Annotated in this window: 24 protein-coding genes and 1 tRNA gene; 16 read left to right on the top strand and 9 right to left on the bottom strand. The window is 46.3% G+C overall.

Features of this window, described 5'->3' with window-relative positions; genetic code table 11:
• Positions 1-87 precede the first annotated feature (87 nt).
• A complete protein-coding gene (locus tag I2G42_RS07590; protein ID WP_117762264.1) occupies positions 88-1,485 on the bottom strand; it encodes an alanine/glycine:cation symporter family protein in 1,398 nt (465 codons plus the stop codon).
• Positions 1,486-1,769: 284 nt separating this feature from the next.
• Between I2G42_RS07590 and I2G42_RS07585 the strand changes: the two genes are divergently transcribed.
• A complete protein-coding gene (locus tag I2G42_RS07585; RefSeq protein WP_195530914.1) occupies positions 1,770-2,753 on the top strand; it encodes a dipeptidase in 984 nt (327 codons plus the stop codon).
• Positions 2,754-2,755: 2 nt separating this feature from the next.
• Here the strand turns inward: I2G42_RS07585 and I2G42_RS07580 are convergent, their stop codons facing one another.
• From I2G42_RS07580 to I2G42_RS07550, 7 genes are all read right to left on the bottom strand, one after another.
• Complete coding sequence (locus tag I2G42_RS07580) at positions 2,756-3,487, bottom strand: ABC transporter ATP-binding protein (protein WP_117510043.1); 732 nt, start codon at positions 3,485-3,487, stop codon at positions 2,756-2,758.
• Positions 3,488-3,490: 3 nt separating this feature from the next.
• Entirely contained in the window at positions 3,491-4,369 is an 879-nt protein-coding gene (locus tag I2G42_RS07575) for an ATP-binding cassette domain-containing protein (RefSeq protein ID WP_195530913.1), read from the bottom strand.
• Between the two features lies 1 nt (position 4,370).
• Positions 4,371-5,174, bottom strand: coding sequence for an ABC transporter permease (locus I2G42_RS07570; RefSeq protein WP_022462692.1), 804 nt, complete (start codon positions 5,172-5,174; stop codon positions 4,371-4,373).
• A 77-nt stretch (positions 5,175-5,251) separates the two neighbouring features.
• Positions 5,252-6,196 (bottom strand): ABC transporter permease, encoded by a 945-nt coding sequence (locus I2G42_RS07565; protein ID WP_195530912.1) that lies wholly within the window; start codon positions 6,194-6,196, stop codon positions 5,252-5,254.
• 257 nt (positions 6,197-6,453) lie between these two features.
• Positions 6,454-7,005, bottom strand: a complete 552-nt coding sequence (locus tag I2G42_RS07560) for a stage V sporulation T C-terminal domain-containing protein (protein ID WP_055221761.1) — start codon at positions 7,003-7,005, stop codon at positions 6,454-6,456.
• A 171-nt stretch (positions 7,006-7,176) separates the two neighbouring features.
• Entirely contained in the window at positions 7,177-8,070 is an 894-nt protein-coding gene (locus tag I2G42_RS07555) for a DegV family protein (RefSeq protein ID WP_118742322.1), read from the bottom strand.
• Between the two features lie 574 nt (positions 8,071-8,644).
• Positions 8,645-9,094, bottom strand: coding sequence for an Rrf2 family transcriptional regulator (locus tag I2G42_RS07550; protein ID WP_173859744.1), 450 nt, complete (start codon positions 9,092-9,094; stop codon positions 8,645-8,647).
• A gap of 230 nt (positions 9,095-9,324) precedes the next feature.
• On the opposite strand from I2G42_RS07550, the gene I2G42_RS07545 reads away from it, so the two are divergent.
• Complete coding sequence (locus tag I2G42_RS07545; protein WP_055221749.1) at positions 9,325-9,951, top strand: DUF3786 domain-containing protein; 627 nt, start codon at positions 9,325-9,327, stop codon at positions 9,949-9,951.
• On the opposite strand, the gene I2G42_RS07540 is transcribed toward I2G42_RS07545, so the two are convergent.
• Positions 9,873-10,520 carry a TetR/AcrR family transcriptional regulator gene (locus I2G42_RS07540; RefSeq protein WP_019162593.1) on the bottom strand — a complete coding sequence of 216 codons (648 nt, stop codon included), beginning with the start codon at positions 10,518-10,520 and terminating at the stop codon, positions 9,873-9,875. The genes I2G42_RS07545 and I2G42_RS07540 overlap by 79 nt on opposite strands.
• Positions 10,521-10,688: 168 nt before the next feature.
• Here I2G42_RS07540 and I2G42_RS07535 point away from each other — a divergent pair, with 168 nt between their 5' ends.
• From I2G42_RS07535 to I2G42_RS07470, 14 genes are all read left to right on the top strand, one after another.
• Positions 10,689-11,459, top strand: coding sequence for an ATP-binding protein (locus I2G42_RS07535; protein ID WP_195530911.1), 771 nt, complete (start codon positions 10,689-10,691; stop codon positions 11,457-11,459).
• Between the two features lie 85 nt (positions 11,460-11,544).
• On the top strand, positions 11,545-12,477 hold the full coding sequence (locus I2G42_RS07530; protein ID WP_055226251.1) for an AAA family ATPase: 933 nt from the start codon (positions 11,545-11,547) through the stop codon (positions 12,475-12,477).
• Between the two features lie 984 nt (positions 12,478-13,461).
• Positions 13,462-14,301, top strand: a complete 840-nt coding sequence (locus tag I2G42_RS16395) for a cobaltochelatase CobT-related protein (protein WP_330611285.1) — start codon at positions 13,462-13,464, stop codon at positions 14,299-14,301.
• A 16-nt stretch (positions 14,302-14,317) separates the two neighbouring features.
• Positions 14,318-14,512 carry a hypothetical protein gene (locus I2G42_RS07520; protein ID WP_055226254.1) on the top strand — a complete coding sequence of 65 codons (195 nt, stop codon included), beginning with the start codon at positions 14,318-14,320 and terminating at the stop codon, positions 14,510-14,512.
• Between the two features lie 67 nt (positions 14,513-14,579).
• Entirely contained in the window at positions 14,580-15,329 is a 750-nt protein-coding gene (locus I2G42_RS07515) for an ATP-binding protein (RefSeq protein WP_195530909.1), read from the top strand.
• Between the two features lie 29 nt (positions 15,330-15,358).
• Complete coding sequence (locus tag I2G42_RS07510; protein WP_238061730.1) at positions 15,359-15,523, top strand: hypothetical protein; 165 nt, start codon at positions 15,359-15,361, stop codon at positions 15,521-15,523.
• A gap of 423 nt (positions 15,524-15,946) precedes the next feature.
• A complete protein-coding gene (locus tag I2G42_RS07505) occupies positions 15,947-16,414 on the top strand; it encodes an Hsp20/alpha crystallin family protein (protein WP_055226256.1) in 468 nt (155 codons plus the stop codon).
• Positions 16,415-16,652: 238 nt separating this feature from the next.
• Entirely contained in the window at positions 16,653-18,242 is a 1,590-nt protein-coding gene (locus I2G42_RS07500) for an ABC transporter substrate-binding protein (RefSeq protein WP_055218982.1), read from the top strand.
• Between the two features lie 319 nt (positions 18,243-18,561).
• Complete coding sequence (locus I2G42_RS07495) at positions 18,562-19,740, top strand: cation diffusion facilitator family transporter (protein ID WP_195530908.1); 1,179 nt, start codon at positions 18,562-18,564, stop codon at positions 19,738-19,740.
• 135 nt (positions 19,741-19,875) lie between these two features.
• Positions 19,876-19,947, top strand: a tRNA-Gln gene (locus I2G42_RS07490).
• Positions 19,948-20,100: 153 nt separating this feature from the next.
• A complete protein-coding gene (locus tag I2G42_RS07485) occupies positions 20,101-20,805 on the top strand; it encodes an acyl-[acyl-carrier-protein] thioesterase (protein WP_055226261.1) in 705 nt (234 codons plus the stop codon).
• 83 nt (positions 20,806-20,888) lie between these two features.
• Positions 20,889-22,358 (top strand): nicotinate phosphoribosyltransferase, encoded by a 1,470-nt coding sequence (locus I2G42_RS07480; protein WP_055218976.1) that lies wholly within the window; start codon positions 20,889-20,891, stop codon positions 22,356-22,358.
• Between the two features lie 13 nt (positions 22,359-22,371).
• Positions 22,372-23,223 (top strand): CvfB family protein, encoded by an 852-nt coding sequence (locus I2G42_RS07475; protein WP_022462037.1) that lies wholly within the window; start codon positions 22,372-22,374, stop codon positions 23,221-23,223.
• Between the two features lie 177 nt (positions 23,224-23,400).
• On the top strand, positions 23,401-26,577 hold the full coding sequence (locus tag I2G42_RS07470; RefSeq protein WP_055226263.1) for an ATP-binding protein: 3,177 nt from the start codon (positions 23,401-23,403) through the stop codon (positions 26,575-26,577).
• Positions 26,578-26,581: the final 4 nt, after the last annotated feature.

The raw sequence follows: 26,581 nt of genomic DNA, 5'->3' as shown, positions 1-26,581 counted from the left end.
AGGGGTAGCAACCTGATTGTCAAGGGAAAAGGCGAATTTACATGATTTTCTTACAGAAGAAGGGAATGCGCCGCGAGAAAAGGAATTTTACCGGGTTTTGCCTTCTCCGGAAAAATATTCCTTTGTAAGTTCCACAACCTTGCCCGAAAGCAGGAAGAGCGCAATCAGGTTCGGGATCGCCATGAGGCCGTTGAAGGTCTCGGCAATGCTCCACATCAGGCCGAGATTTGCGGTGGCGCCAAGGATGGCAACCAGCGCATAGGCGGCCATAAAATATTTTGTGATTCTTTCGGAGAACAAAAACTCGATGCAGCGTGCACCGTAAAGTCCCCATCCGAGAATCGTGGAAAAGGCGAAGCAGCACATCGCGAACGCGGTGAGCAGCGAAACCCAGTTTCCGTATGTAAGGGTAAAACCGCTGATGGTCAGCTCTGCGCCGGCAGCCTGTCCGTAGGTGATGGAAGTACCGCTGCAGAGAATAACAAGTGCAGTTAAGGTACAAATCACGATCGTATCAGTAAATACCTCAAAGATACCGAACATACCCTGTTTGACCGGCTTTTTTGTGTCGGCACAGGCATGCGCGATCGAACCGGTACCAAGACCTGCCTCGTTTGAGAAAATACCGCGGGACACACCTTTTTTCACACTCATGAGCATGCTTCCGACGATACCGCCTGTAACAGCAGAGGGACGGAAGGCGCCCTCAAGGATCGATACGAAAACAGATGGAATCCGGTTGAGATTCAGTAAAATTACACCGATGGCAAGGACAATATAAAACAGAGCCATAAACGGAACGAGCTTTTCTGTTACCTGTGCGATCCGTTTGACACCGCCGAGCAGGATCAGCGCTACGAGTACCGCAATGATGATACCCTGAATCAGGTTGGAGGTCGGGATCGCGTCCTTTGAGATCACATGGTAATTCATCAGTGCGGAGTTGACTGCGGTTGTGATGGTGTTGACCTGCGTTGCATTTCCGGTTCCGAACACAGTCAGTACACCGAAAGCAGCGAAAAGATAGGCCAGAAAATGCCATTTTTTGCTGAGACCGTTTTTGATGTAATACATCGGTCCGCCGACGAGTTCCCCGTTGGCGTTTTTCTCGTGGTAGAAAACAGCCAGTGTTACCTCGGCAAATTTCGTACACATGCCGAGCAGGGCGGAAACCCACATCCAGAACACGGCACCGGGTCCGCCGATAGCGATAGCGCCGGCAACACCGGCAATATTACCGGTACCGACCGTGGCGGCAAGTGCTGTACAGACCGCCTGGAACGGTGTAATTGCGCCATCGGAAGCATCTCGTTTGCGGAACATTCTTCCGAGCGTTGTGCGGATCGCATACGGGAATTTTCGAATCTGGAGGAAACGGGTGCGCAGACTCAGGTAAAGGCCGACACCGAAAATGCAGATCATAGCCGGAACACCCCAGATAAAATTGTTCACGGCATTGTTGATGGTTTCAATCAGTTGGAGCATAGATACCTCTTTCTTTTTCATAAGCAGAAGCACTTTCTTGGAAGATCAGTGCTTTCATAAAGTAACACAATGCAAAAAGTATATCATCTCAGACGAGATTTGCAAGTTTTTTTCGAGAAAAAACGCGGACCCCCAATTTTTTGCGATTCCGGAAAGATATATTTTCTCTAGCCTTATGGGTTTACCATGAGCCAGGCGGTTTTTTACGTTTTCTTCCAGTTTTTGTGAAGGAATGCAGCGAAGTATGATAGAATAGAGAAAAAACAGAAAAGAGGATTATTGCCATGTTTCAGGTAATTGATATGCACTGCGACACCATCCCGGCGCTGCAGTGGAAGGAAAAACAGGAGCATCTTGCGGATGCGGATCTTCAGATCAATCTGGATAAGCTGGAAAAGGGCGGCAGCCTCTGCCAGTGCTTTTCTTTGTTTACGTTCCTGAAGGGACTGAAAGACGAAACACCGTTTGAGCATGTGAGAAAGCTGGCTGATCTCTGGAAATCAGAGGTGGAACGGTATCCGGACCGCATTTGTCAGATCAAAACGTATGCGGATCTGATGCAGGTACAGAAGGAAGGAAAAATAGGTGCGGTGATGACCGTCGAAGAGGGTGGTGTCTACGAGGGAAGCATAGAGAAGCTGCATACGCTGTACGATCTCGGTGTGCGGATTTCCACGCTGACCTGGAACTTTCCGAATGAGCTTGGATTCCCGAACCCGGCGCAGGAAGAGGGAAAGCCATATCTTCCGGATCTTGAAAACGGGCTGACACCGACCGGTATTGCCTTTGTCGAGGAGATGGAGCGGCTCGGCATAGTGATCGATTTATCACACTTAAATGATGCCGGAATCCGCGACGTTTTTGCGCATACGAGAGGTCCGGTCATTGCGTCCCATTCCAATGCGCGCGGCGCGTGCTTCCATCTGAGAAACCTTTCGGATGAAATGATTCGTCAGCTCGCAGAGCGTGGCGGCGTCACCGGTATCAATTTCTGTCCGTCGTTTCTGCGCGAGGAGGAACCGGCGGCGAAAAAGGCATCGACGATGGATATGGTACGCCATATGAAATATCTGCGCAACGTCGGCGGTATCGACATCATCGGCCTTGGAACCGATTTTGACGGCTTCAGCGGCGAGACGGATGTGCCGGACACTGCGCATATGCAGCATCTCGCAGATGTGATGAGTCACGAAGGCTTTACAGATGAGGAGATCGAGAAGGTCTTTTCCAAGAATGTACTTCGGGTGTTTAGAGAATGCTGGAAATAAAACTACAGCTCCGGTGATGCCGCCAGAAGCTCCTTTGTATAATCATTCTGCGGATGCGCAAACAGTTCTTCCGTCTCCGCGTTCTCCACAATCCGGCCTTCTTTCATCACGAGAACCCGGTCACACATCTGATAGATCACGTTGAGGTCATGCGAGATAAAGAGAATCGAGAGCTGAAGCTCCTCCTGAAGCTGAACCATCAGCTCCATGATCTGTTTCTGAATCGTCACATCGAGAGCGGAAACCGGTTCGTCGGCAAGAATCAGGCGTGAGCCCTGGATCAGTGCGGCTGCGATGCTGACTCTCTGCCGCTGGCCGCCGGAAAGTTCATGCGGGCGGCGTTTCAGGTGCTCTGCGGAGAGACCGACTCTTTCGGCCATCGCAAGAACCCGTTTTTTTCGTTCTTCTTTCGGAACTTTCTGCATCCGAAGCGGTTCTTCTAAAATCCAGGAGATTTTCTTCGCCGGATTCAGGGAGGAAAACGGGTCCTGGAAAATCATCTGCGGATGGTCGACCTGCGAAATTATTTCGCCTTCATCTGGGCGGATAAATCCTAAGATCACTTTGGAGAGTGTCGATTTTCCGCATCCGCTCTCTCCGACGAGACCGAGAATTTCATTTTCATGAAGCTCGAAAGAGATATCATGAAGCACCGTTTTTCTCTGCTTTCCCTCCTGATAGGAGGCAGAAATATGGCTGACTTTCAGAATGTTGTTCGGACTGATTTCTTCCATGGGTTATTCCTCCTTTTCCGCCGGCGGAGCAGCTTTTTTGTCAGAGCCTGTCGGCCATTGAGCTGTTGAAGCGATTTTGATTCGCTTTCGCAGCGATGTTCGTCGGTTCGGAATTGCATCGAGCAGGCGGCGGGTGTAGTCTTCCTTCGGGTGGAAAAAGACATCGTCTACACTGCCGGATTCCACAATCGTCCCATGATTCATGACGATGACCCGGTCACAGAGCGAACGGATGACGCCGAGGTCGTGTGAGATAAAAAGAATCGCCGTGTGATGGCGTTCATTGATTTTTTTCAGCAGCTTTAAGATCTGCGACTGAATCGTCACATCAAGAGCTGTTGTCGGCTCGTCTGCAATCAGAAGCTTCGGTTCTGTAATAAGCGCCGCAGCGATCATCACCCTCTGGCGCTGACCGCCGGAGAGCTGGTGAGGGTATTTTTTGCAAAGCTTTTCCGGGTCGGGAAGCTCGACCTCATGCATTATGGCAAGAACCTTTTCATGACGTTCTGCCGGTGTGCAGCTCTCATGAATCAGCAGTCCCTCTGCAATTTGTTCTTCGATGGTCAGAACCGGATTTAAAGAGGTCATCGGCTCCTGAAAAATCATACTGATTTCTTTTCCGCGGATGCGCTGCAGATCCTGGCTGGAGGCGTGCGCAACGGAAGAACCTTCGTAGAGAATTTCTCCGCCGGATACGGCGGAATTTTCCTTTAAAAGCTGCAGAATGGAGAGTGCTGTCTGCGTTTTGCCGGAACCGGATTCCCCGACAATGCCAAGCGTCTCACCTTCTTCTAAGGAAAAGGAGATGCCTTTTACCACTTCGGTCGGTGGCGTGGTATCGTAAAATGCAATTTTTAAGTCACGTACATCGAGAAGTGCCATATCAGTTACCGCCTTTCTTCTGTAATCCGTCGCCGAGGAGCGATACGCCAAGCGCCAGTAAAATGACGGCAAGACCGGGGAAAACAGAGCCCCAGGGAGCAGTCATCAGATACGTCTGGGATTCTGAGAGCATCCGTCCAAGCGAGGCATCGGGCGGCTGGACACCGATGCCGAGAAAGCTCATGCCGGCCTCGGAGAGAACGGCGTTGTTGAAACCGATTGCTGCCATCGAAAGAAGGGACGGGACCGTATTTGGCAGGATATGTACAAATATGATCCGAAGATGGGAAACACCCATCAGACGGGCACTTTTGACATAGTCCATATCTTTGCGTGCGAGAAATTCGCTTCTGGTGATACGTGCAAAGCTCGGAATGAATACGATACCGAGTGCAAGGATCACGTTGTATTTGCCGGGACCCAGCAGCGCGATAAATACCAGCGCCAGCAGGATTCCCGGAAAGGAAACAATGACATCGTTTATGCGCATCAGGATTTCGTCAATCCATCCGCCAAAATACCCGGTGAACGCACCGACAAGAACACCAATGGTTCCGCCGAGCAGCAGAGTAGCGAAAGCGACGAAGAAGGTTGTACCGGTTCCTTTTAAGACGCGGCTGAAAATATCGCGTCCAAAGTGATCGCAGCCGAACGGGTGCGACAGAGATGGAGCAGCAAACTTGGCTGCGCCGTTCATTGCATCCGGGTCGTACGGTGTGTAGAAAAAGCCGATCAGAAGAAACAGAAGCATAAAAGCGGTGAGAACAGCTCCGATGATCAGCGTGAGATTGCGTTTCTTTTTCATAATGAAAACCCTTTCCTTTGTCGTGGGCGGCTCCCCACGACCTTTCGGTCGCGGGAGCTGATGATCGAAAGCTCCCGTCAGTCTTTTACGCGGATACGCGGATCAATTCTGCCATACAGTAGATCTACCACGAAATTGATGATAATAATGAGGGCGGCGATCAGTACAAGGATGCCCTGAACCACGGGGTAATCGCGGTTGGAGATCGAAGTGATCAGAAGATTGCCCATGCCCGGAATCGAAAAAACCTGTTCCAGAATAATGCTGTTTGCCACAATATCTGCGATTGTCATGCCCCAGAAGGTCAGTACCGGAATCAGGGCGTTTTTCAGCACATGGTGATACATAACACGGCGTGTACTGTTTCCGCGGGAATAGGCGGTGCGCACATAGTCGGCATCGAGCTGCGAGAGCACAGAGCTGCGCAGCATTTTGACAGCCATGGAACAGCGCGGAAGTGCAATGGCGGCAGACGGTGCAACAAGATAACCGATAAAACCGGAAAAATTTTCAGAAATCGGCACATAGGCGCCCGGCTGAAACCATTTGAGAATCAGACCGAAAAGATACGTGATCAGAATACCGATGAAAAATCCCGGCACAGACATGATCACCTGATTGATCGTCATGATCAGCCGGTCCAGATGGCCTCCGGCGTGCTGTGCTGTGAAAATGCCGATGGGAATCGAGACAACAAGGATCATCAGGAATGCGATAACGGTGATAGCGATGGTAATCGGAACTTTATCGCGGATCAGTTCTCCGACCGGCATCAAGTACGAATACGAGGTGCCGAGATCTCCATGAAAAAAGCCGGTTACCCACGAAGCATACCGTTCCAGAACCGGCCGATCCAGGCCCATTTCCTTTTGCAGAGCCTCAATCCGCTCCGGCGTCGCCTCCGTTCCAAGCTGCGATTTTGCCGCATCTCCGGGTATGACGGAAAAGGCAAAGAACGATAAAAAGGATACAAGAAGCAGCGTAAGAAAGAGAGAGCCGAATTTCTTTGCAAGGTATTTCATGAATGGAAATTCCTCCTTGTGTAATGTAGGATACACCGGGAATTTTTCCCGGCTTATAAAAGCAGGCACAGAAAAGCTTCGGGCGTATCGGCTGAAGGTTTTCGTGCACGTCATTTTTATTGTAGACAATGCAGGTGTAAATAGCAAGATAAAATTGGAATATCTCGAATTACAGAATAACAGGAAAAGGCCTCTTGCATAACCGGTGCGGATGATGCAAAAAGCCTTTGATAAATTGCCTTCGATAAATCCCCTGTTTAGTTTTCCATTTCCCGTCCGAGGTACGTTGCCGCTACCTGGAGGAGCTTCTTTTCCGTGTCGCCCGGCAGGGACTCCCTGTCTTTGCCGCAGAGAATGACCGAACCGATGGCATCACCGGAGGAGAGAATCGGAAAGATGAGCTCCGGCAGAGGAGTAGTATTGTCTGTGTTTTCCAAAATTGAAAAATAGGCCTTTTCACCGGGACGCGCAAGTACTGTTTTCCGGTTCAGAATCGCCTCCTCCAGCCGGCTGCTGATGGACTTGCCAAGATAATTTTTCTGTTCCGGCCCGTTTGCCGCCACAATCTGTTCCTGATCCGAAACACAAACGAGACACCCGGTCACCGTTGAAATCGATTTTGTAAACCCTGCTGCGCATTCCGCCAGCTCTTCGATCGGTGAGTATTTCTTCAGGATAATCTCACCCTCCCGTCCGGTATAAATTTCCATGGCCTGTCCCTCCCGGATCCGCATCGTGCGCCGGATTTCCTTGGGAACTACCACACGCCCCAGATCATCAATCCTTCGAACAATTCCCGTCGCTTTCATATGAAAAATTCCTCCTGTTTCCGCAATGTACTTTCCATAATTTGTGCTGTATGGGTAGTATGTGGAAAAACAGGTGGAATTATGCATGGAAAGAAGAAACGTATTTCCGCTGTTTACAGCAATTTCGGAAAAAATACAGTGGAACAGCAGTGGTTAGTCTGGTTGCTCCTTTTACAGAAGACTGCGGTCTTTTCCGAGATAGAACAAAGCGATCGTATCCGGTCCGACATGGCTTCCTGTGCAGTAATCGTAAGAAGTATTGATAAATTCACGCACCTTCACTCTTTTCTGGATTTCTTCCATCATATAAAGAGATTCCTCATAGGCATCTGCATGTGCGATTCCGACGATCTGCTTTTCCGGTTCTTCGATCGTTTCACAGAAAAGACGAATCAGTTCATTTAAAACGGCCTTGCGCCCGCGGACATTCTTGTAGGAAACAATATAGCCATCTTCACTTCCACGCAGAATCGGTTTGATTTTCAGCATATTTCCGACCACAGCGACACTTCCCTTGATTCTTCCGGTACGGGAAAGATATTTCAGATCGCCGACGGTGAAAACACCGTTCATTTTGCTAACGTAGGTTTCCAGAAGATCTGCCGCTTCGTCTACGTTCATGCCTCGATCGCGCATCTCGCTGGCATAGATGGCGAGGATGCCCTGTGCAAGAGAGGCATTCAGGGAATCGACGAGGCGGATTTTACGTTTTCCGCCGTATTCCTCAAGAAGCTCCTCGGCAGCAAGTCTTGCGGAGTTATAAGTTCCGCTGATGTTTTTGCTTAAGGAAAGATAGATGACATCCTGATCTGCCTCAAGAGCGGTGCGGAACGCATCCGCAAAATTTGCGGTGCTGATCAGTCCGGTCTTGATTTCACAGCCGGTGCGCATGGCATTGTAATATTCTTTTCCTTTTGCAAGCTCCTCTTCCGGTGACAGATCCGGGTCGAAGCAGACCAGCTCTTTTCCATTCACAAGATTGACGAAAGAAACGACATGGATATCGTATTTTTTCGCAGTAACAGCAGGCAGATTTGCTGCTGAATCAACAAAAACCTGAAACATAAATAAATTCTCCTTTGTAGTGTAAATGTCCCCCAAAATGATGTAACTTTTGATAAGCATTGTAACATATTGTATCACCAAAGAAGAGGGATTTCAATGGAGGATAGACAACATACTACAAAGGAGTGTGCCGACAAGTTGATTCCTGAAATCATCTGTTTTCGGAAGAAATTTGACCAGGTATCAATGCATAGTAATAATGACCAAAAACGGCAGACGTATTTTTAGTAAAAACCGCTTTTGAAATAAAATCGTTTTATCTATAAATGAGCAAGTTCGTGATTTTGCATAAAAGAAAGACACCTTGATTCTTGATGTTGTATAATGAAAGTGACGAAACAAACATTTGCAACATTTACGAAAGAAGGTGCCTCTTGCAAATACTATACATCATTCTTTATTCATATACAACCAGCTTAAGCAATTAAGGATAGAGTAAACTTACTGTCAGTTGGAGAGTTGCAGAAGATTCCCTGCTATGAACTTGACCAGATTGTTTTCTCATAGTCTACTTCTCCCACAGTGTTTTGGTAGCATTTCGTATTTGCTGAAGGTACATGAAAGTGTTCTCCTGTTAAATAATATTCTGTAAGTTATTTTCTATAGATATCCGCTGATAGTAGGTATCTATGATATCCTGCAAAGTAATCGTATTCATTTTTTCTTCGGTAGCCTTTTGAATTTCATTATAAAATCCCTGCAAAGATAACTGAATGTTAATGCCAACGCCACAATCTGGATTGGTATGAGTATCTAAATGAAGCAATGGTTTATCACCTTCAACTGCTTTATAAATATCCAGCAATGTAATCTGATCGGCTGGTTTTGAAAGAGAAGGACGGGCATGTCCGGCTACACTTGTCATAAGTTCCGCTTTTTTTAGTTTTAACATAAGCTGGCGTACAAAGCCGGGATTTGTATGGACACTTTCTGCAATTGAGGCACTGGAGAGGGATTTTTCCTGGTTGATAGCAATCAGAACCATCACATGAACAGCATCACTTAATTTCGTTGAATATTTCATGATAAGAAACTCCTTGTAGTATGATATAATGATCTTGTTTTCACGTTTTTGGGATGAAAATATTTCTGGTTTGTTTAAAACATCCTAAGTTCTCAACAGTTCTTTTTAATGTGTTGATAAACTGTACATTTTTTAATGCTTTGATGATTGTAAATAATATAATTACAACTATAATGGAGATTAAAGGAAAAGTCAACACAGATACTATAAATGTTCACAAAGGAGAACTTATGGAATACAAAAATCAAACAGAAAATCGTGCATTTCAGGAAATGTTGCAGGCAGCAGTAAAACGGCTGCAAAATCGTTCCGGAGAGGAGATTGCTGCAAAAAGCGGGGCTGTTTTTCATAGCAGCCGGAATGTACTTGAGATAATGAGTTTTTATGAAACGATTGAAATTCAACTTCCTGAATTCTATATTAACTCAGACATAGATGAATGGCATTATCTGACGTTGTTGCATTATCTGGATATGGCCGATGGCACAGAAGGCTCACAGAAGCTCATTACTTTTGGTAACCTGAAAGATGGATTGATACGGGGAACTAAGTTTGACCGGACTGCAGAGCAGAAACTGGAAAAGCTTTTGCAGGATAAAGATCCTGAGAAAATTCAGAAAGCATGTAAAAACCTGGGTGCAGAATTCACAGAAACAAAGGCGGATCTGTGTGCTGTTTTTCCAGTTCTGCCAAGATATCCGGTAACTTTAAAGATATGGTTTGCAGATGAAGAATTTCCTGCATCTGGCAAAATATTTCTTCAGGATCATGCCGATCATTATCTGAGTGTAGAAGATGCGGTAACAGTTGGAGAAATTTTGCTGCAAAAATTATCGGAAGCCTTTTCTTCTCTCTGATCATGAATCAGAAAACTTTCCAACCCGGCTTTGATAAATTTGTCGATTACTGTCTGAATCTGTTTCCAGTCATTACAGTGATTGCGGAGCATCAGTCTGTTGATGGAAAGGCAGCCATTCATTTGAAAATAAAAAACCGATTCTGCCTGTTCAAAGGTCAGGAGGCTGTGTGACATAAGCCAGGTCACATAGCCTTCTTTTGTATTTTCTGCTATTTTTTCCAGAAGAATAGGGGCAATTGCATCATCCAGAAACAGTGCCCTGTATTGTGATTCCATCTGTATTTTCTGACAGAACGGATAGGAACAGCTTTTTTGATTTAGACAGAATAAATGATCTACAGTTGTTAACATATCCTGAGTCATATCATTAAAAATATCTGATAATACATCATGGATATCGTAGTAATGAAGATAAAAAGTGCCACGGTTGATTTCAGCATTTTTGCAGATCTCTGTAACTGTAATTTTCGTAAAACTTTTCTGATTTAACAACTCTAAGAACGTATCTTTTATGGTTTGCCTGGTATAGCGGGTACGGCGATCTTGTTTTCTCGTTTTTTCTGACATTATATACTCCTGTATTAGTTAGTATCATATGATTCCTCAACAATTTTTCTTATATGTTGAGTAACCATACAAATCTCACAGACTGATTATTGTAATTTATATAGTAACAACTATAATGAGGTTAAAAGAAAAAGTCAACAGATTGTTCAGAATTTTAGGAGGAAAAACATGGGACATGTAATTGCAGTATCAGGAAAAGGCGGCGTAGGAAAAACAACTCTTTGTGGATTGTTGATCCAGTATTTATGTGAAAGCGGAAAACGTCCGGTCCTGGCGGTGGATGCAGATGCAAATGCAAATTTAAACGAAGTGCTCGGTGTTGAGCCGGAGATCACACTTGGGGAGCTGAGAGAAGAAATTGAGCGGGCAGGCGTAGACCCACGATATCAGATTCCCTCCGGTATGACAAAACAGGCATATCTGGAAATGCGTCTTTCTGATGCGATTGCAGAAGAAGACGATTATGATTTGATGGTAATGGGACGAACCCAGGGACAGGGCTGCTATTGTTTTGTAAATGGCCTTGTACAGACCCAGGTTCAGAAACTGCAAAGCCATTATCCATATATTGTGGTTGATAACGAAGCGGGTATGGAACACATCAGCAGAGGAATTCTGCCAATGATGGAAGTTGCGATTCTTGTGAGTGACTGTTCCAGAAGAGGTGTTCAGGCAGCCGGACGTATTGCAAAGCTGATGAATGAATTAAACTTTAAACCACAGAAAACTGGATTAATCGTGAATCGTGTTCCGGATGGAAAACTGGATGCCGGAACTCTGGAAGAAATCCGAAATCAGGGATTGGAACTGTTAGGCGTTGTACCACATGATGACCAGGTATATCAGTATGACTGTGATGGAAAGCCGATCATACAGCTTCCGAAAGATTCTCCTGTAAGAAGTGCACTGGGAGAAATTGTAAAGAAGTTGGGATTGTGAGTTGGAGGATTGAAAGTTTGAAGATTGAGTAAACAGAAATATTATCTGATTTGGCATAACTAATTGTAAAGAAAGGAAAATCTTCATGAGAAATCATTGGGCAGAAATAGAAAAATATTTAGAAGACCAGAAGATAGCGCAGGAACTGATTGGAGAACTGAGAGATTTTCACATGCGTTATGAGGTAGAGGATCAGGTAAAGGAACGGGTAGAAAAACCGGATATCCTGTTTTATGGGAAAAAGATTCTGGAAATGTCAATAGCAGCGCTTCTTCAGGGAGATAACCTGTTACTTTCCGGTGCGAAAGCTACAGGGAAAAATGTACTATGTGAGACACTGGCATGGATATTCGGAAGACCGGAATACGACATTTCTTTTCATGTAAATACAGACAGTGCCGATCTGATTGGAACGGATACCTTTATAAATAATGAGGTTCGCCTTCGGAAAGGCCCCATCTACCAATGCGCGGAATTTGGAGGATTTGGAATCCTGGACGAAATCAATATGGCAAAAAATGATGCGGTTTCTGTACTGCATGCCACACTGGATCATCGGCGCAGAATTGACATTCCAGGATATAACAGGATTTTACTTCATCCGGCAACACGATTTATCGGCACGATGAATTATGGCTACGCAGGTACCAGAGAGCTAAATGAAGCATTGGTTTCAAGGTTTATGGTAATTGATATGCCTGAAATGGATGAGGATAGTGTCCTTTTTGTATTAAGACAACATTTTCCAGATGGGGAAAAAAGTGCACTGAAAGCTTTTGCAGGACTGTTTCTGGATTTGCAGATCAAAGCTTACCATGGAGAAATCTCAACAAAATCTCTTGACCTGAGAGGATTGGTTTCTGCTGTAAAAGCAACAAGAAGCGGACTTTCTCCAATTGATGCAATCCAGATGGGAATCATAAATAAAAGTTTTGATGTATTTGAAAAAGAGATCGTAGAAGATGTGGTTTCTACCAGAATCCCATCTTCCTGGACCGGAAAAGACATATGGGGGTAAACTTGTATGGAGGATGTCAGATGGCCGGCGAAACAACTGGAAGAACATCGTCTGGAGATCAGCAATCGTATCAGAAATCTTTTTTGGACAGTCAGTGGTGATTATGATATGGAATTTGAACCGGATACAGAAAAATATGTTTATTCAAAACAAACGGTTCTATATGAGGCAGTGAAGCAGGGTGCCTTTGCACGATATTTTGATCAGAAGAAACTTGGCATGTATTTGATGAAAAAATTACATTTTTCTGCTGGAGAAGATATACTTTTGCCTCTTGCTGGATTATGCATGGATGCTGCTGTGGAGCGTTTTATCATTCGAGAACGTTTGGGAACAAAGGAAATCAGAGAACAGGCGTTCAGAGAATTGGAAAAGGCCGAGGAAGAACAGGTATCAGACAAAGCTGGAACAGACCTGATTCACAGGATTAGGCTTCTGTATATAAGGCATGTTCTGGAGAACACAGACGATAAGGGAATGGATCCACAGGCAGAGATTGCATTGTACAAGATTCTTTCTCTGAAGGATGCAGAAAATACGGAAGATGTCATAAACGTGATAGATGAGATTTATAATCATGTTCTGGATCCCTCTTTTGAAAAAAAGAATGGAAATCTGGAGAAGATTCTGAATTTACCGGATATGGCATTGACCAATGACGCGTGGCAGGAATGCATGACAGATGAACAGATGGAAGACATCATTCAAAAATATCTTTCTAATCTCAAAAAAAAGATGATGAGTCTGGATATCAGAAACAAAAAGAAAAAAAGATTTTATTTCTCTCCGGAAAATGAAGAAGTTCCGGAAAGCTCGGAGAATATAAATCCACAGGCAGTGCGACGGATACGGGAATATGTGGAACTGAATTACGGGAAATCGTATCTGAGTGAATCGGAGCAGGCCAGAATCAACCGGAAATTTTGTACAGGAATCCACAAAAACTGTATCCTGTATCTTACAGATGGAATATTACAGAGCCCTGTGATTAAAAATAATCAATACCGTTTTTCTCAGCTGCAGTTTGAAAAAAATAAAGCCTATTATGGAAATAATCACTGGATCATCAAAAGAAATATTTCTGTGTTGGCAGAGTCACTGAAACGGGCATTTATAATCCGAAAGGATGATTCTGTCAGCAGATCTGATGCAGGGCAGCTTGTTCCTGAGAGATTATGGAAAATTGGAAGAACAGACGATGACAAGTTATTTAATAGAAAAAAGAGATCTGACGATTCTGAGTTTGTAATAGACGTCCTGATTGATTCCAGTGGTTCCCAGGCTGACAGACAGGCTCAGGTAGCGGCGCAGGGATATATTATCAGTGAAGCATTAAGCCAGGCAGGAATTCCTCATCGGGTGACAGGATACTGTGCTTTCTGGGGATATACAGTACTTCAGAGATTTCGGGATTATGAAGATCCAAGGGAAACAAATGAAAGAATCTTTCAATTTCGTGCATATGCCAATAACAGAGATGGGCTTGCACTGAAAACAGTCGGTTCCTCTCTCATGGAGCGACCGGAAAAAAATAAGATTTTAATCGTATTAAGTGATGGAAAACCCTGTGATATGAGCATACAACGACCAGGAACCCGCCAGCCCAAGATCTATGACGGAGAAAAAGCTGTGAAAGATACTGCATATGAGGTACGTCGGGCCAGAAATCAGGGAATTTTCGTAATTGGTATTTTTGCAGGGAATGAAGAAGAGCTCTCCGTGGAAAAGAGAATCTATGGAAAAGACTTTGCCTATATTCGTAATATCAGCAATTTTTCCCGTATAGTAGGAACTTTTTTACGAAGACAAATTGATATGGAATGAAAATGGAGGAATCACTATGGGTAAAATTGAATTTTCCAATTGCCAGGATGTAAGAAATCAGAAAAGGATACAGGAATTAGATTGTCCACGCTGTCATGAACCGGGAGGCATTGAAGCCTTTGTGAAAGACGGGATACTTGCAGAGGACGGAGTATGTGATAACTGCGGATATATTCTTCCAGAAGGAACAGAACTGGAGGAAGTGGAGTAAGACAGTTTGAAGTATGGTCATATGTAATGCTTATTATTTAGAAAAAAGAAAAGGAGTAAAGATAGAGATGAAAATAGCAGTTTGCGGAAAAGGTGGATGTGGAAAAAGTACAGTAACCAGTCTTTTGACTAAGGCTTTAGCCAGACGAGGAAAAGAAATTTTGGTAATTGATTCCGATGAATCTAATTATGGTCTACACCGACAGCTGGGTATGAAGCTTCCCAGAGATTTTACAGACTATTTCGGTGGTAAGCAAAATGTTTTAAATGATATGATGTTATCAAAATTTACTCATCAGTTTTTTGAGGAAACCTGGACTATAGATGATATACCGGAAGATTATTATAGTCTGAAGGACGGTGTAAAACTGATGACCAGTGGAAAAATTCATCAGGCAAATGAAGGGTGTTCTTGTGCTATGGGAACTGTTATGACTCAATTTATCCAAAATCTCAGGCTTACAGAAGACCAATTTGCGCTAATGGATATGGAGGCTGGTATTGAACACTTTGGACGTGGAATTGATAACGGTGTAGATTTGATATTGATAATCATAGATCCATCCTATGAATCCCTACAGCTTTCCAAAAAAATCGGGGAATTATCGGAAAGTATTCAAAAACCATTTTATTACGTTCTCAATAAAGTAACTAAAGAGAATCAGGAAATGATGTATGAAGCTGTATGGAATTCAAGTCGAGTCGCTGTATCTCTTAGTGCGGATCCTGGTATTATGGGAGAGGGACTGATGGGGAAAGAACTATCAGAAAAACCAGATGCTATTGAAAATTTAACAGAATTTCTACTTTCTATTTAACAGAATAAGGAGATTTAGGTGGGTATAGGATGATACAGATTGCAATTGTGGAAGATGAAGAAATTTACGTAAAACAATTAACAGAGTATATACGGAAATATCAAACGGAAAGGGGAAGATCAATAAAGGTTACGGTATTTGGTGATGGAGAAGATATAGATGATCAGATTAAAAAATCAAGTACAAACAAATAAGTATATTCCATCTTGGGCGTAATTTAAGTTTCGCTAAGTTTCACTCATATAGGTGTCTGTGCACAGCTCGGGAATAAATTCCCTCGCTGTCGGGCTGTCGCCCTATACATTTCCATGAAAAAGCCCTCTTTACCAAGCAAGCTTGAACGAGGGCTTTTCACGTAAATGTGCATGGCTCGTAGCGTTCACAAAATCTTCACAAAATAATTAGCACTCGCCTCTTGACAGTGCTAATAATAAGTGTTATATTACAGCTAGAACAAAGGAAGAGGGATACAAAGAGAGGAAAAGAAGAAAACCTCCGGTATCCGGAAGCCTTTCCGTTCCAAAGAAACAGGTAAACAAAAAGATCCGGTGAAAAGAAAAACCGGAGAAAAAGCATGGATCAGGTTCCATGAGAAGAATAAGAAGGAGCGATGACTTATGTTAATGCCTAGTATTTTTGGAGAAAATTTATTTGATGACTTTTTCAACGATTTTCCGTTCTATGATTATGACAAAGAGATGAAGAATACAGAAAAGAAACTGTATGGCCGCAAAGCCAGCCATGTGATGAAAACAGATATTCGCGAGCTGAATAATGGCTACGAGGTAGTGGTTGACCTTCCGGGCTTCACAAAAGATGAAGTTCAGGCCACACTGGAAAATGGTTATCTGACCATCAGTGCAGAGAAAGGTCTTGACAAAGACGAGAAAGAAAAAGAGAACGGCCGCTACATCCGCAAAGAGCGTTACGCAGGTGCATGCAGCAGAAGCTTCTATGTAGGTGAAGATATTACCGAAGAGGATATCAAGGCTGAATTTAAACACGGTCTGCTGAAACTCTTCGTACCGAAGAAGGAAGCAAAACCGGCTGTGGAGCAGAAAAAGACAATCTCCATTGAAGGATAAAAGAAAAAAAGCAAAAGCGTTTGCCGCCCGGGAATGTTAAAATTCCCGGGCGGCAAAATTTTTATCTTTTCCGGTACATCCCGAGGGAAAGAATCCGGAATACGCGGGGCGGATATACGTGATTTTCGAATTCGGAAAATAAATTGTATACAATAATGTACTTGCTATTTGGGAACAGGTCGGATACAATAGGCGTGACAATTACAAAATGAGAGAACTCGTATCAAAAGGAGAAATCATGAAGAAAAGAAGAAGCGTACTTGCGCTGCTTTTAGTTGCAGCTCTTACTGTTGTACTTGGCGGATGCCAGGATGGCAAGGATGGGAAAGCAGATTCTTCCGATACCACAAGTTCTCAGGTATCAACGGAATCAACCCCGACAGGGGAACCTGTTATGGGAGGTTCCATCACGGTAGGAATTCCTCAGGACATTGAGGATAGTCTTGACCCACACAAATCTGTTGCGGCAGGAACGAAAGAAATCCTATTCAATATTTATGAGGGCCTTGTAAAGCCCGATGAAGAAGGAAATCTGAACGATGCGGTGGCAGAGAGCCATTCGATTTCGGAGGATGGAAAGGTTTATACCTTCAAGCTCCGGAATGGTGTCAAATTCCACGATGGAACGACCGTCACTGCAGAGGATGTAAAATATTCAATCGAACGCTGTGCGGGTATCAACGGAGACGGAACGCCTCTGGTAGAGGCATTTTCCAATGTGGACAAGGTTGAAATTCCAGACGAGAGCACGATTGACATCTATTTAAAAGAGGCAGACACCGAGTTTCTTGCCTATCTGACGGTGGCGATTGTACCTGAGCATGTGGAAGATCTGGAAGCAGATCCGGTCGGAACAGGCCCGTTCCACTATGTATCACGGTCCCCGCAGGAAAACATTGTCCTTGAAAAATTCAGCGATTACTGGGATACGGAAAATCAGGCGTATCTGGACAAGGTAACATTTCGAATTGTCAAGGACAGCAATGCAGTCGTAACAAACCTGAAATCCGGTACACTGGACATGTATGCACGTCTCAGTTCCACACAGACAGCGCAGCTTGCCGAAGATTCCGATTTTACGATTTATGACGGCGGTATGAACCTGGTACAGGCGCTGTATCTGAACAATGCCGTGGAACCGCTCAACAATGTGAAGGTGCGCCAGGCGCTCTGCTATGCGGCAAACCGTCAGGAAGTGCTGGATATGATTGCGGACGGAAAAGGAACGATCATCGGAAGCAGCATGTTTCCGGCATTTGGAAAATATTATGTGCCGGAACTGTCAGAGCGATATAATCAGGATATTGAGAAGGCAAAAGAACTGTTAAAAGAAGCCGGATACCCAGATGGATTTGAGCTTACGATTACAGTGCCGAACAATTATCAGCAGCATATCGATACAGCCCAGGTTCTGGTAGAGCAGCTTAAAGCGATCGGTGTTACTGCCAAAATTCAGCAGGTCGAGTGGGACAGCTGGCTGTCGGATGTATATGCAGACCGGAAGTTCCAGTCCACGGTTGTCGGCGTTGACGCGGCATATCTGACCGGACGCGCGTTGCTGGAACGCTTTACCTCAACATCATCCAAGAACTTTATCAACTACAGCAACGAAGAGTATGATAAACTGTATCAGCAGGTTAAGACCAGCACGGATGAAGAGGAGCAGGTTGAGCTTTACAAAAAAATGGAAACACTGCTCTGTGACGATGCGGCAAACCTGTATATCGAGGATATGGCATGCGAGGTTGCTCTTCGGAGCGATTTTGCGGGCTATCGGTTCTATCCGCTGTATGTGCAGGATATGGCGAAAATTTATAAAGTAAAATAGTAGCTATTCCGTTACGGCTCGCTGGGTACCGGTGGGCGGTAACGCTATTTCAGGCAGGAAAAAGAAAAACTCTCATTCGATTGTCAAATCTGCCTGAAAAGAGATAAAATCTGAAAAAACAGAGAAAAAGCGGCGCAGAATTGCTGAAAAGAAGCAGTCTGCGTTGCTTTTTCTCTCTGTCGATAGAATCTCCGAAAATATGTTAGGCTTGACTTTTTTTTCAACACTGCCTACTATAGAAAGGACAGGGAAAACAAAAAGGCTCCGCGGCGATGCGTGAGGCCTTTTTCTTAATATAGGGTGGAAAGAAGGGGAACCCATGACAGATTTTCTGGTAAGATGTTTTGTAAAAGAGTATGAGAACACCGACAATGCGGATGTGCGCACGAGCTATGGTATTTTATCCAGTATGGTGGGAATCTGCTGCAATGTATTGCTGTTCGCTGCAAAGCTGCTGATCGGCGTTGGGATGCATTCGCTGGCAATCATGGCGGATGCGTTCAATAACCTTTCCGACGCGGCATCTTCGGTCATCAGCTTTGTTGGTGTCAAGATGGCAAACAAACCGGCAGATAAAGAGCACCCGTTCGGGCACGGTCGGATCGAGTATATTGCAGCGCTGATCGTTTCGTTTCTGGTTATTGAAGTCGGCTTTACGTTTTTAAAGAGCTCCCTGGAGAAAATTCGCAATCCGGAAGAGATCACATTTCAGATGGTTCCGTTTTTGATTCTGGTGCTCTCGGTTGGTGTAAAGCTGTGGATGGCGCTTTTCAACCGAAAACTGGGAAACCGCATTCAGTCGAAGGTGATGCTGGCAACGTCGGCGGATTCCATGGGTGACGTGATCACGACGAGCGCAACGATCGCTTCTACATTGATCTGCCATTTCCTTTCGGTTAATATCGACGCAATCGCAGGACTTGTTGTGGCGGTACTCGTTATGTGGTCCGGTATTTCCATTGCAAAAGATACATTGGAACCGCTGATCGGGCAGGGCGCGGATCCGGATCTGTATGCACGGATCATGAAAGAGGTTGCTTCCTATGAAGGAATTGTAGGAACCCATGATCTGATTGTCCACAACTACGGGCCTGGCAGAAGTATGGCATCGATCCATGCGGAGGTGCCGCGAGATGTCGATATCGAGGTATCGCATGATATTATCGACCGCATTGAACATGAGGTCGGTGAAAAATTGGGAATTCTACTGGTCATCCACATGGATCCGGTGGAGATCCACGATGCGACGGTTCTTGCGACAAAGGAGAAGGTAAGAAACGTAATTTCCATTCTCGATCCGGAGCTTTCCTTCCACGATTTCCGTATGATCAACGGGGCGGAGAAAAAGAAGCTGATTTTTGATCTTGAAATCCCGTATTCTTATAAGAAGAAAGACTGTGATCGCGTGATCGGGCAGATCGGGGCGCTGATGAAGGAAATGGATGAGAAGTATGAATGTGTCGTCAACATCGACAAAAAATACGTGGCGGGAGAGTGACAACGGCCGGGTTGAGCCGTCAAATCCCTTCCAAAATGTTCCAAAAGTCAGTTTTTTGAAAAAAATAAAAAAATTTCAAAAAAGGTGTTGACTTTTCTCTTGCGATAGTGTATTATACATCTTGTCGCAAGGCAATGGGCTATCGCCAAACGGTAAGGCAACGGACTCTGACTCCGTCAGTTCCTGGTTCGAATCCAGGTAGCCCAGCTCATTGAAAGGTCTCAGGTCTCGTACCTGAGGCCTTTTTCGATTTGTGCAGGCAATGAGCCAAAGTCTGTGTTTGCTCGAAACTTTGGCGAATATCCGATTGACAAAACATTTTCGGTCAAAGATTAAAAATACAGCAGGAGGAACCAAACGATGAAGTATTCCTTTACAAGCAGAATCCGCTACAGTGAAATCGGTGAGGACGGTTGTCTTACCCTGCCGGGACTGATCAATTACTTCCAGGACTGCAGCACCTTTCAGTCAGAGGCGATCGGTGAAGGCGTTGCAGAACTTAAAAAACGAGGCTGTGCCTGGGTACTGTCCGCGTGGCAGATTCATATTCGCCGCTATCCGTCTCTTGGCGAAGCAGTGAAAATCACCACATGGGCCAACGGCTTCCGGGGATTTCTGGGAATGCGTAACTTCACCCTGGAGACAGAAGAAGGTGAAATGCTTGCGTGTGCCAATTCCATCTGGTCATACGTCAGCATGAAAACAGGCCATCCGGTCCGCGCGCCGAAAGAGACGATGGACGCATACGGAGTGGAGGATCCGCTTGACGAAGAGTTTGGGGAGCGCAAGGTGAAAATGCCGGAGGCAGATTTTATCGGCGAACCGTTTCCGGTGCGTCCGCATAACCTCGATACGAATCATCATGTCAACAATGCGCAGTTTATCTCCCTGGCCATTGAGTGTCTGCCGAAGGATTTTTCCGTTCACCGGATGCGTGCCGAATACAAGCAGCAGGCGCATCTTGGTGACATCCTGTGCCCGCGGCGTGCAGAGATGGAAAATGGCTGTTTTGTCTCTTTAAACGACGAAAAAGGCCAGTCATACGTAGTTGTGGAATTTCAATGATTGTGGTACAATCGGAAAGAACAAAAACAAAAATATAATACAACTCGGAACCGTTACAACACAATGAGGAAAGGGGATTTTGCATGAGAGCGCAGAACCTTACACTGTTAACCGATTTATATGAACTTACCATGATGCAGGGCTACTACGAGAACCCGTCCGATCAGATCGTGGTATTTGATGCATTTTACAGAAAGAATCCATGCGGCGGCGCATACGCCGTATGTGCAGGACTTGAGCAGGTAATCGAGTATGTCCGCGATCTTCACTTTTCACCGGATGACATCGACTATCTCCGTTCCCTCCATATTTTCAACGATGATTTCCTGGAGTATTTAAGAGGCTTCCATTTCACCGGAGATATCTATGCGATCCCGGAAGGAACCGTCGTATTCCCAAGAGAACCGCTCTTAAAAGTTGTCGCTCCGATCATGGAGGCACAGCTTGTAGAGACCGCGATTCTGAACATGATCAACCATCAGAGCCTGATCGCGACGAAAGCATCCCGCGTTGTTTACGCGGCAAAGGGCGACGGCATCATGGAGTTTGGACTCCGCCGTGCACAGGGACCGGATGCCGGTATCTACGGCGCGCGTGCTGCCATGATCGGCGGCTGCATCGGAACCTCCAATGTCCTGACCGGACAGATGTTTGACGTTCCAGTCAAGGGAACCCACGCACACAGCTGGATTATGAGCTTCCCGGATGAGTACACCGCATTCAAAACGTATGCGAAAATGTATCCGGAAGCCTGCATTCTTCTCGTAGACACCTATGATGTTCTCGAATCCGGTGTTCCGAATGCGATCCGCGTCTTCAAAGAGATGAGAGCAGAGGGCTTACCGATGAAGGGCTACGGCATCCGCATCGACAGCGGTGACCTGGCTTACCTGTCGAAAAAAGCATATCAGATGCTCGAGGCAGAAGGTTTCGGTGATGCCATCATTTCCGCATCCAGCGACCTCGATGAGTACCTGATCGACAGCCTGAAAACCCAGGGTGCGAAGATCAATTCCTGGGGCGTCGGCACCAACCTGATCACATCCGGTGACTGGCCGGCATTCGGCGGCGTTTACAAGCTGGCAGCAGCAAAAGATAAAGATGATGCAGAATTCACACCGAAGATCAAGCTGTCCGAGAACTCCGAGAAAGTAACAAACCCGGGCAATAAGACGATTTATCGTATTTATGATAAAGAAACCGGAAAGATCCGTGCCGACCTGATCTGCCTTGCAGACGAGACCTTCGACGAGAGCAAAGATATGATCATCTTCGACCCGATCGAGACCTGGAAAAAGACGAAGATCAAAGGCGGAACCTACACCTTACGCGAGCTCCTCGTTCCGATTTTCCAGAAGGGCGCATGCGTCTACACTTCTCCATCCGTCATGGAGATCCGCGACATCTGCACCAGAGAGAAAGATACCCTCTGGGAGGAGTCCAAACGTCTGGTCAATCCGCATGAGGTTTACGTGGATCTGTCCGACAAGCTGTACCACATCAAGAGCGACCTGCTCGAGGAGATGAGCATGAAGGCTCTCGGCGAGCAGTAAGAAAGGAAGTCAAATGTTAAATATAGGAAGAAAGCAAAAGCTGGTAGTAGTAAAGAAAGTAGAATTCGGTATTTATCTTGGGGAGACCCGGGAAGCAGGCGAGAAGGAACGTGTTCTTCTGCCGATCAAACAGGTGCCGGAAGGAACAAAAGAGGGAGATGAGCTGGAAGTATTTCTGTACCGCGATTCCAGCGACCGTCTGATTGCGACAACCAGAGAGCCGAAGCTGGTGCTTGGAGAGCTGGCTGTCTTAAACGTAGCTGCTACCGGAAAGATCGGAGCATTTCTGGACTGGGGTCTGGAAAAAGATCTGTTTCTTCCGTTTAAACAGCAGACCCGCCGCCTCCATCCAGGTGACGAGGTTCTGGTTTCCCTCTACATCGACAAGAGCGACCGTCTCTGCGCAACGATGAAGGTTTACCATTTCCTGAAAACCAATTCTCCGTACGTCGTAGGCGATATCGTAAAGGGAAGAATCTACGAGATCAGCGGAAACTTCGGCGTTTTCGTTGCTGTTGATGACCGCTACTCCGGCCTGATTCCAAAGAGAGAAGCACAGGCAGACTATCATGTCGGCCAGGAACTTGAGTGCCGCGTTACAGAAGTCAAAGAGGACGGAAAACTCTCCCTGTCCGCACGCGGAAAAGCGTACGAGCAGATCGCAATCGATGCAGAGAGCGTTCTTTCTGTGATCGAGGAATTTGCAGGTGTCCTTCCGTTTGATGACAAAGCATCACCGGAAGTGATTCAGAGAGAATTCGGCCTCAGCAAAGCAGCATTTAAGCGCGCGGTCGGCCATCTGATGAAAGAAAAACAGGTTGTCATCCGCGACGGTAAAATCTGGACGGCAGAAAAAGCAAAATAAGAAAAGATCGGGCACTGGACAGGAAGCACATCCTCTCCGGTGTCCGTTTTTTTGTGTCAGACAGCAGATAAAATTTTGAAATTTTTTCTGCGCCCGGTTTGCGGTTGCGCGAAGAGAGGATTGCGCTTATAATATGATCTATATGACAAAAAATGACACAGGATCTGATGGAGAGCGATGAAGAAAAAGAAAAGTAAGAAAAAAACATCCTTTATTTCCAAAACCGCAATGACGGTTTTGACGATCATTCTGATTATTCTGTTTTTCTGCATTATGTCGATGGTCGAGAAAATACAGGGAACGGCCCGCGTTGTCAACTATGCCGGTCTGGTACGCGGAAAAACGCAGCGGATTATCAAGCTGGAGGATGCGGGAGAACCGCAGGATACGATGATTGCAGACATCAACGCTTATATCGACGGTCTGCAGAACGGAAGCAGCGAGCTGGATCTGGTGCGCCTGGATGACCGGGATTTTCAGGATAAGATGACTGAGCTGGCATCATATTTTGAAGAGCTGAAGGCAGAGATTCTGCTGGTGCGTGAAAAAGGATATGAGAATACCGCGATTATCGAAAAGAGTGAGACCTTTTTCAAAATTTGTGACGAGGCGACGGGCCTTGCGGAAGCGTATTCGCAGAGAATGGCGTCTTCGCTGAAGAAGCTGGAGCAGGTGGTAGTAGGAGATATCATCGGCCTGGTGTTTGTCATCGGCATGGAGCTGATCAAGGCCGTCCGCTATGCGGCGATGAACCGTATTCTGCAGAAGAAAGTCTATCTCGATGAGGCGACGGGCCTGCCAAATAAAAATAAATGCGAAGAGATTCTGGAGGAAAGCGACGGAGGAGAAGAAATTTCCGGCGTGTATGCGGTCTGCGTGTTTGACCTCAACAATCTGCGCACGATCAACAACAGTCTGGGTCACGACAAGGGAGACGAATATATCCGTTCCTTTGCCGTTCAGCTTCGAAAAGCAGTCCCGGAGGAGTATTTCGTCGGAAGAAACGGCGGAGATGAGTTTCTTGCCATTCTGCGCGGACTGAACCGCGAAGAAGTGGAAGCGTGCATGAATCACATCCGCACGCAGACGGCAGAATATTCCCGCCAGCACCCGGAGATGCCGATCAGCTACGCCGGAGGCTATGCACTGTCCACGGAATTTGAAGACTGTGATATCCGGGAACTGTTCCGCCATGCGGACCAGAACATGTATATCGACAAAAACCGCGCGAAGATGGAAGAATCCGCCGCAGAGCGGAAGATCAGCCTGGAAGCGCTGGACGTCGTAAAGAAAAAGGGATACCATTTTTCCAACTGTATTTACTGTAATGCAAGACAGGACCAGTACCGGATTCTGCGCGCCGTTTCGGGCTTTTTCCTTGCCGAGGACGGCAGCTATACCGGTGCGGCCGAGCATATTGTGCAGGGCATCACGGATGAGGAAAAGAGAAAGGAAATGCGTAGAATGCTGGATCTTACCCATCTGAAGGAGTGCTATCAGAAGGGAGAAGAGAGCGTAGAAATTCTGTGCGAGTATCGGGAGGGCAGCGAAGGGGAAGCGCTCTGCCGGGGAAAAGTCACCATTCTGTTCTACGACGCGGCCGAGGACGGCGGACTGCACCATTTTCTGATGGGCTTTGAGCGGTTCCGCTTCAATGAGGAAGCTGCTCGGAATGAAAAAGAACAGCTCGACCAATACTATGAACAGATGAAACAGTCGATCATTGAAAACAGCCACTACGCCGAGGCTCTTCTCGAGACGGCTGAGGCCGTGTTCGCCGTTGATCTGACGAATGATTCGCTGGAGCAGATTTTTTACCACAGCGGGCAGAAGAAATTTGACCTCAATATAGATCTGCCGTGTTCCTACGAGAAATACTGCGGGGAATGCAGTGCGTTTGTCGCGGAGGAGACATTGGAATCATACCGCATTGTGGATTCCTCGAAGAAACTGCTGCAGCGCTTTGAAAACGGAGATAAGCAGGTAGTCGTGGAGTATCAGGAGACAGATGAGTCCGGCAGAAGAATATGGTTGCAGAAGACGGTTCTTATGTCACAGGATACCGTCTACGACCGAAAGACAAAGCGGGAGAGCGTTGTGGTACACGGCATGATCCTTTTCCGTGATACGTCAGAGTTCCACAGCCGGGAAGAGAGGGAGAAGATACAGCTTCAGGATGCCTTTAGAGCTGCAGACAGTGCAAGTCGTGCAAAAACAGAATTTATGAACCGCATGAGCCACGATGTGCGCACGCCGATCAATGGCATTATGGGCATGCTGGATATCATCCGCAAAAACCGGCAGGATGAGGCAAAAGTGGACGACTGCCTCGATAAAATCAATCTTTCCGCAAGCCATCTGCTGGCACTCGTCAACGATGTGCTCGATATGAATAAGCTGGAGTCCGGAAAAGAGATGATCGAGAGCGCTTCTTTTGACCTGAAGCATCTGATGGATGATGTGGCATCCCTTGTCAATGCGCAGATTACGGAGATGGGCATTACCCACTGTACGCACCGCGGTGAGCTGACGCACACGAGACTGATCGGCAGTCCGCTGCGCCTGCGGCAGATTATGCTGAATCTCTTCAGCAATGCAATCAAGTACAACAAGCCGGGCGGAATGATCGATACGTATGCGGGCGAAGTCTCCTGCGACGGAACCCGGGTCGTCTACGAGTTCCGCATCACGGACAGCGGCATCGGAATGAGCAGCGAATTTATCGAAAAAGAGCTGTTCCATCCGTTCACACAGGAGAAGTCCGGTGCGAGAACGCAGTACAAGGGAACGGGCCTTGGCATGTCGATCGTCAAAGAACTGATCGAAAAAATGCAGGGCACGATCGAGGTAACGAGCCAGCAGGGCGTCGGAACGACGTATGTATTCCGGCTTCCGTTTTACATTGACTGCGAGGGACAGCGGATTCAGGAAGTAAAGACACGGATCGCAGGAAAAGAGCTTGTCCGCTTCCACGTTCTGCTTGTCGAGGATAATGAGATCAACATGGAAATCGCCGAGTTTTACCTGACCGATCACGGTGCGACGGTGGAAGAGGCATGGAACGGCCGCGAGGCGGTCGAAAAGTATGCGGCGAATCCGCAGAAATTTGATGTGATTTTAATGGATCTGATGATGCCTGTGATGGGCGGCCTTGAGGCAGCGCGGCAGATCCGCACCATGGAGCTTCCGGAAGCAAAACAAGTCCCGATTATCCCGATGACGGCGCAGTCCTCCGAAGAGAGCAAAGAGGGATGCCGCGCCGCGGGCATGAACAGCCATCTGACCAAGCCGATCGAGCCGGACGGTCTGGTGCAGACGATCTTGGAGACAACGGAACATGCCTTTGAAAAATAGAGGA

It is taken from the genome of Fusicatenibacter saccharivorans (genome assembly GCF_015557635.1).
GTDB lineage: Bacteria > Bacillota > Clostridia > Lachnospirales > Lachnospiraceae > Fusicatenibacter > Fusicatenibacter saccharivorans.
The sequence above is the reverse complement of the archived record's forward strand: the minus strand, read 5'-3'. Positions and strand labels throughout refer to the sequence as shown.

What these genes read in the sequence shown, in the direction of transcription:
- I2G42_RS07535 (WP_195530911.1), top strand. Translation starts at nt 10,689, where the DNA reads ATGGGACATGTAATTGCAGTATCAGGAAAAGGCGGCGTAGGAAAAACA.
- I2G42_RS07550 (WP_173859744.1), bottom strand. Translation starts at nt 9,094, where the DNA reads ATGAAATATTCAACGAAATTAAGTGATGCTGTTCATGTGATGGTTCTG.
- I2G42_RS07500 (WP_055218982.1), top strand. Translation starts at nt 16,653, where the DNA reads ATGAAGAAAAGAAGAAGCGTACTTGCGCTGCTTTTAGTTGCAGCTCTT.
- I2G42_RS07520 (WP_055226254.1), top strand. Translation starts at nt 14,318, where the DNA reads ATGGGTAAAATTGAATTTTCCAATTGCCAGGATGTAAGAAATCAGAAA.
- I2G42_RS07570 (WP_022462692.1), bottom strand. Translation starts at nt 5,174, where the DNA reads ATGAAAAAGAAACGCAATCTCACGCTGATCATCGGAGCTGTTCTCACC.
- I2G42_RS07560 (WP_055221761.1), bottom strand. Translation starts at nt 7,005, where the DNA reads ATGAAAGCGACGGGAATTGTTCGAAGGATTGATGATCTGGGGCGTGTG.
- I2G42_RS07575 (WP_195530913.1), bottom strand. Translation starts at nt 4,369, where the DNA reads ATGGCACTTCTCGATGTACGTGACTTAAAAATTGCATTTTACGATACC.
- I2G42_RS07505 (WP_055226256.1), top strand. Translation starts at nt 15,947, where the DNA reads ATGTTAATGCCTAGTATTTTTGGAGAAAATTTATTTGATGACTTTTTC.
- I2G42_RS07475 (WP_022462037.1), top strand. Translation starts at nt 22,372, where the DNA reads ATGTTAAATATAGGAAGAAAGCAAAAGCTGGTAGTAGTAAAGAAAGTA.
- I2G42_RS07485 (WP_055226261.1), top strand. Translation starts at nt 20,101, where the DNA reads ATGAAGTATTCCTTTACAAGCAGAATCCGCTACAGTGAAATCGGTGAG.
- I2G42_RS07495 (WP_195530908.1), top strand. Translation starts at nt 18,562, where the DNA reads ATGACAGATTTTCTGGTAAGATGTTTTGTAAAAGAGTATGAGAACACC.
- I2G42_RS07530 (WP_055226251.1), top strand. Translation starts at nt 11,545, where the DNA reads ATGAGAAATCATTGGGCAGAAATAGAAAAATATTTAGAAGACCAGAAG.
- I2G42_RS07555 (WP_118742322.1), bottom strand. Translation starts at nt 8,070, where the DNA reads ATGTTTCAGGTTTTTGTTGATTCAGCAGCAAATCTGCCTGCTGTTACT.
- I2G42_RS07565 (WP_195530912.1), bottom strand. Translation starts at nt 6,196, where the DNA reads ATGAAATACCTTGCAAAGAAATTCGGCTCTCTCTTTCTTACGCTGCTT.
- I2G42_RS07545 (WP_055221749.1), top strand. Translation starts at nt 9,325, where the DNA reads ATGGAATACAAAAATCAAACAGAAAATCGTGCATTTCAGGAAATGTTG.
- I2G42_RS07480 (WP_055218976.1), top strand. Translation starts at nt 20,889, where the DNA reads ATGAGAGCGCAGAACCTTACACTGTTAACCGATTTATATGAACTTACC.
- I2G42_RS07470 (WP_055226263.1), top strand. Translation starts at nt 23,401, where the DNA reads ATGAAGAAAAAGAAAAGTAAGAAAAAAACATCCTTTATTTCCAAAACC.
- I2G42_RS07580 (WP_117510043.1), bottom strand. Translation starts at nt 3,487, where the DNA reads ATGGAAGAAATCAGTCCGAACAACATTCTGAAAGTCAGCCATATTTCT.
- I2G42_RS07590 (WP_117762264.1), bottom strand. Translation starts at nt 1,485, where the DNA reads ATGCTCCAACTGATTGAAACCATCAACAATGCCGTGAACAATTTTATC.
- I2G42_RS07540 (WP_019162593.1), bottom strand. Translation starts at nt 10,520, where the DNA reads ATGTCAGAAAAAACGAGAAAACAAGATCGCCGTACCCGCTATACCAGG.
- I2G42_RS07515 (WP_195530909.1), top strand. Translation starts at nt 14,580, where the DNA reads ATGAAAATAGCAGTTTGCGGAAAAGGTGGATGTGGAAAAAGTACAGTA.
- I2G42_RS07510 (WP_238061730.1), top strand. Translation starts at nt 15,359, where the DNA reads ATGATACAGATTGCAATTGTGGAAGATGAAGAAATTTACGTAAAACAA.
- I2G42_RS07585 (WP_195530914.1), top strand. Translation starts at nt 1,770, where the DNA reads ATGTTTCAGGTAATTGATATGCACTGCGACACCATCCCGGCGCTGCAG.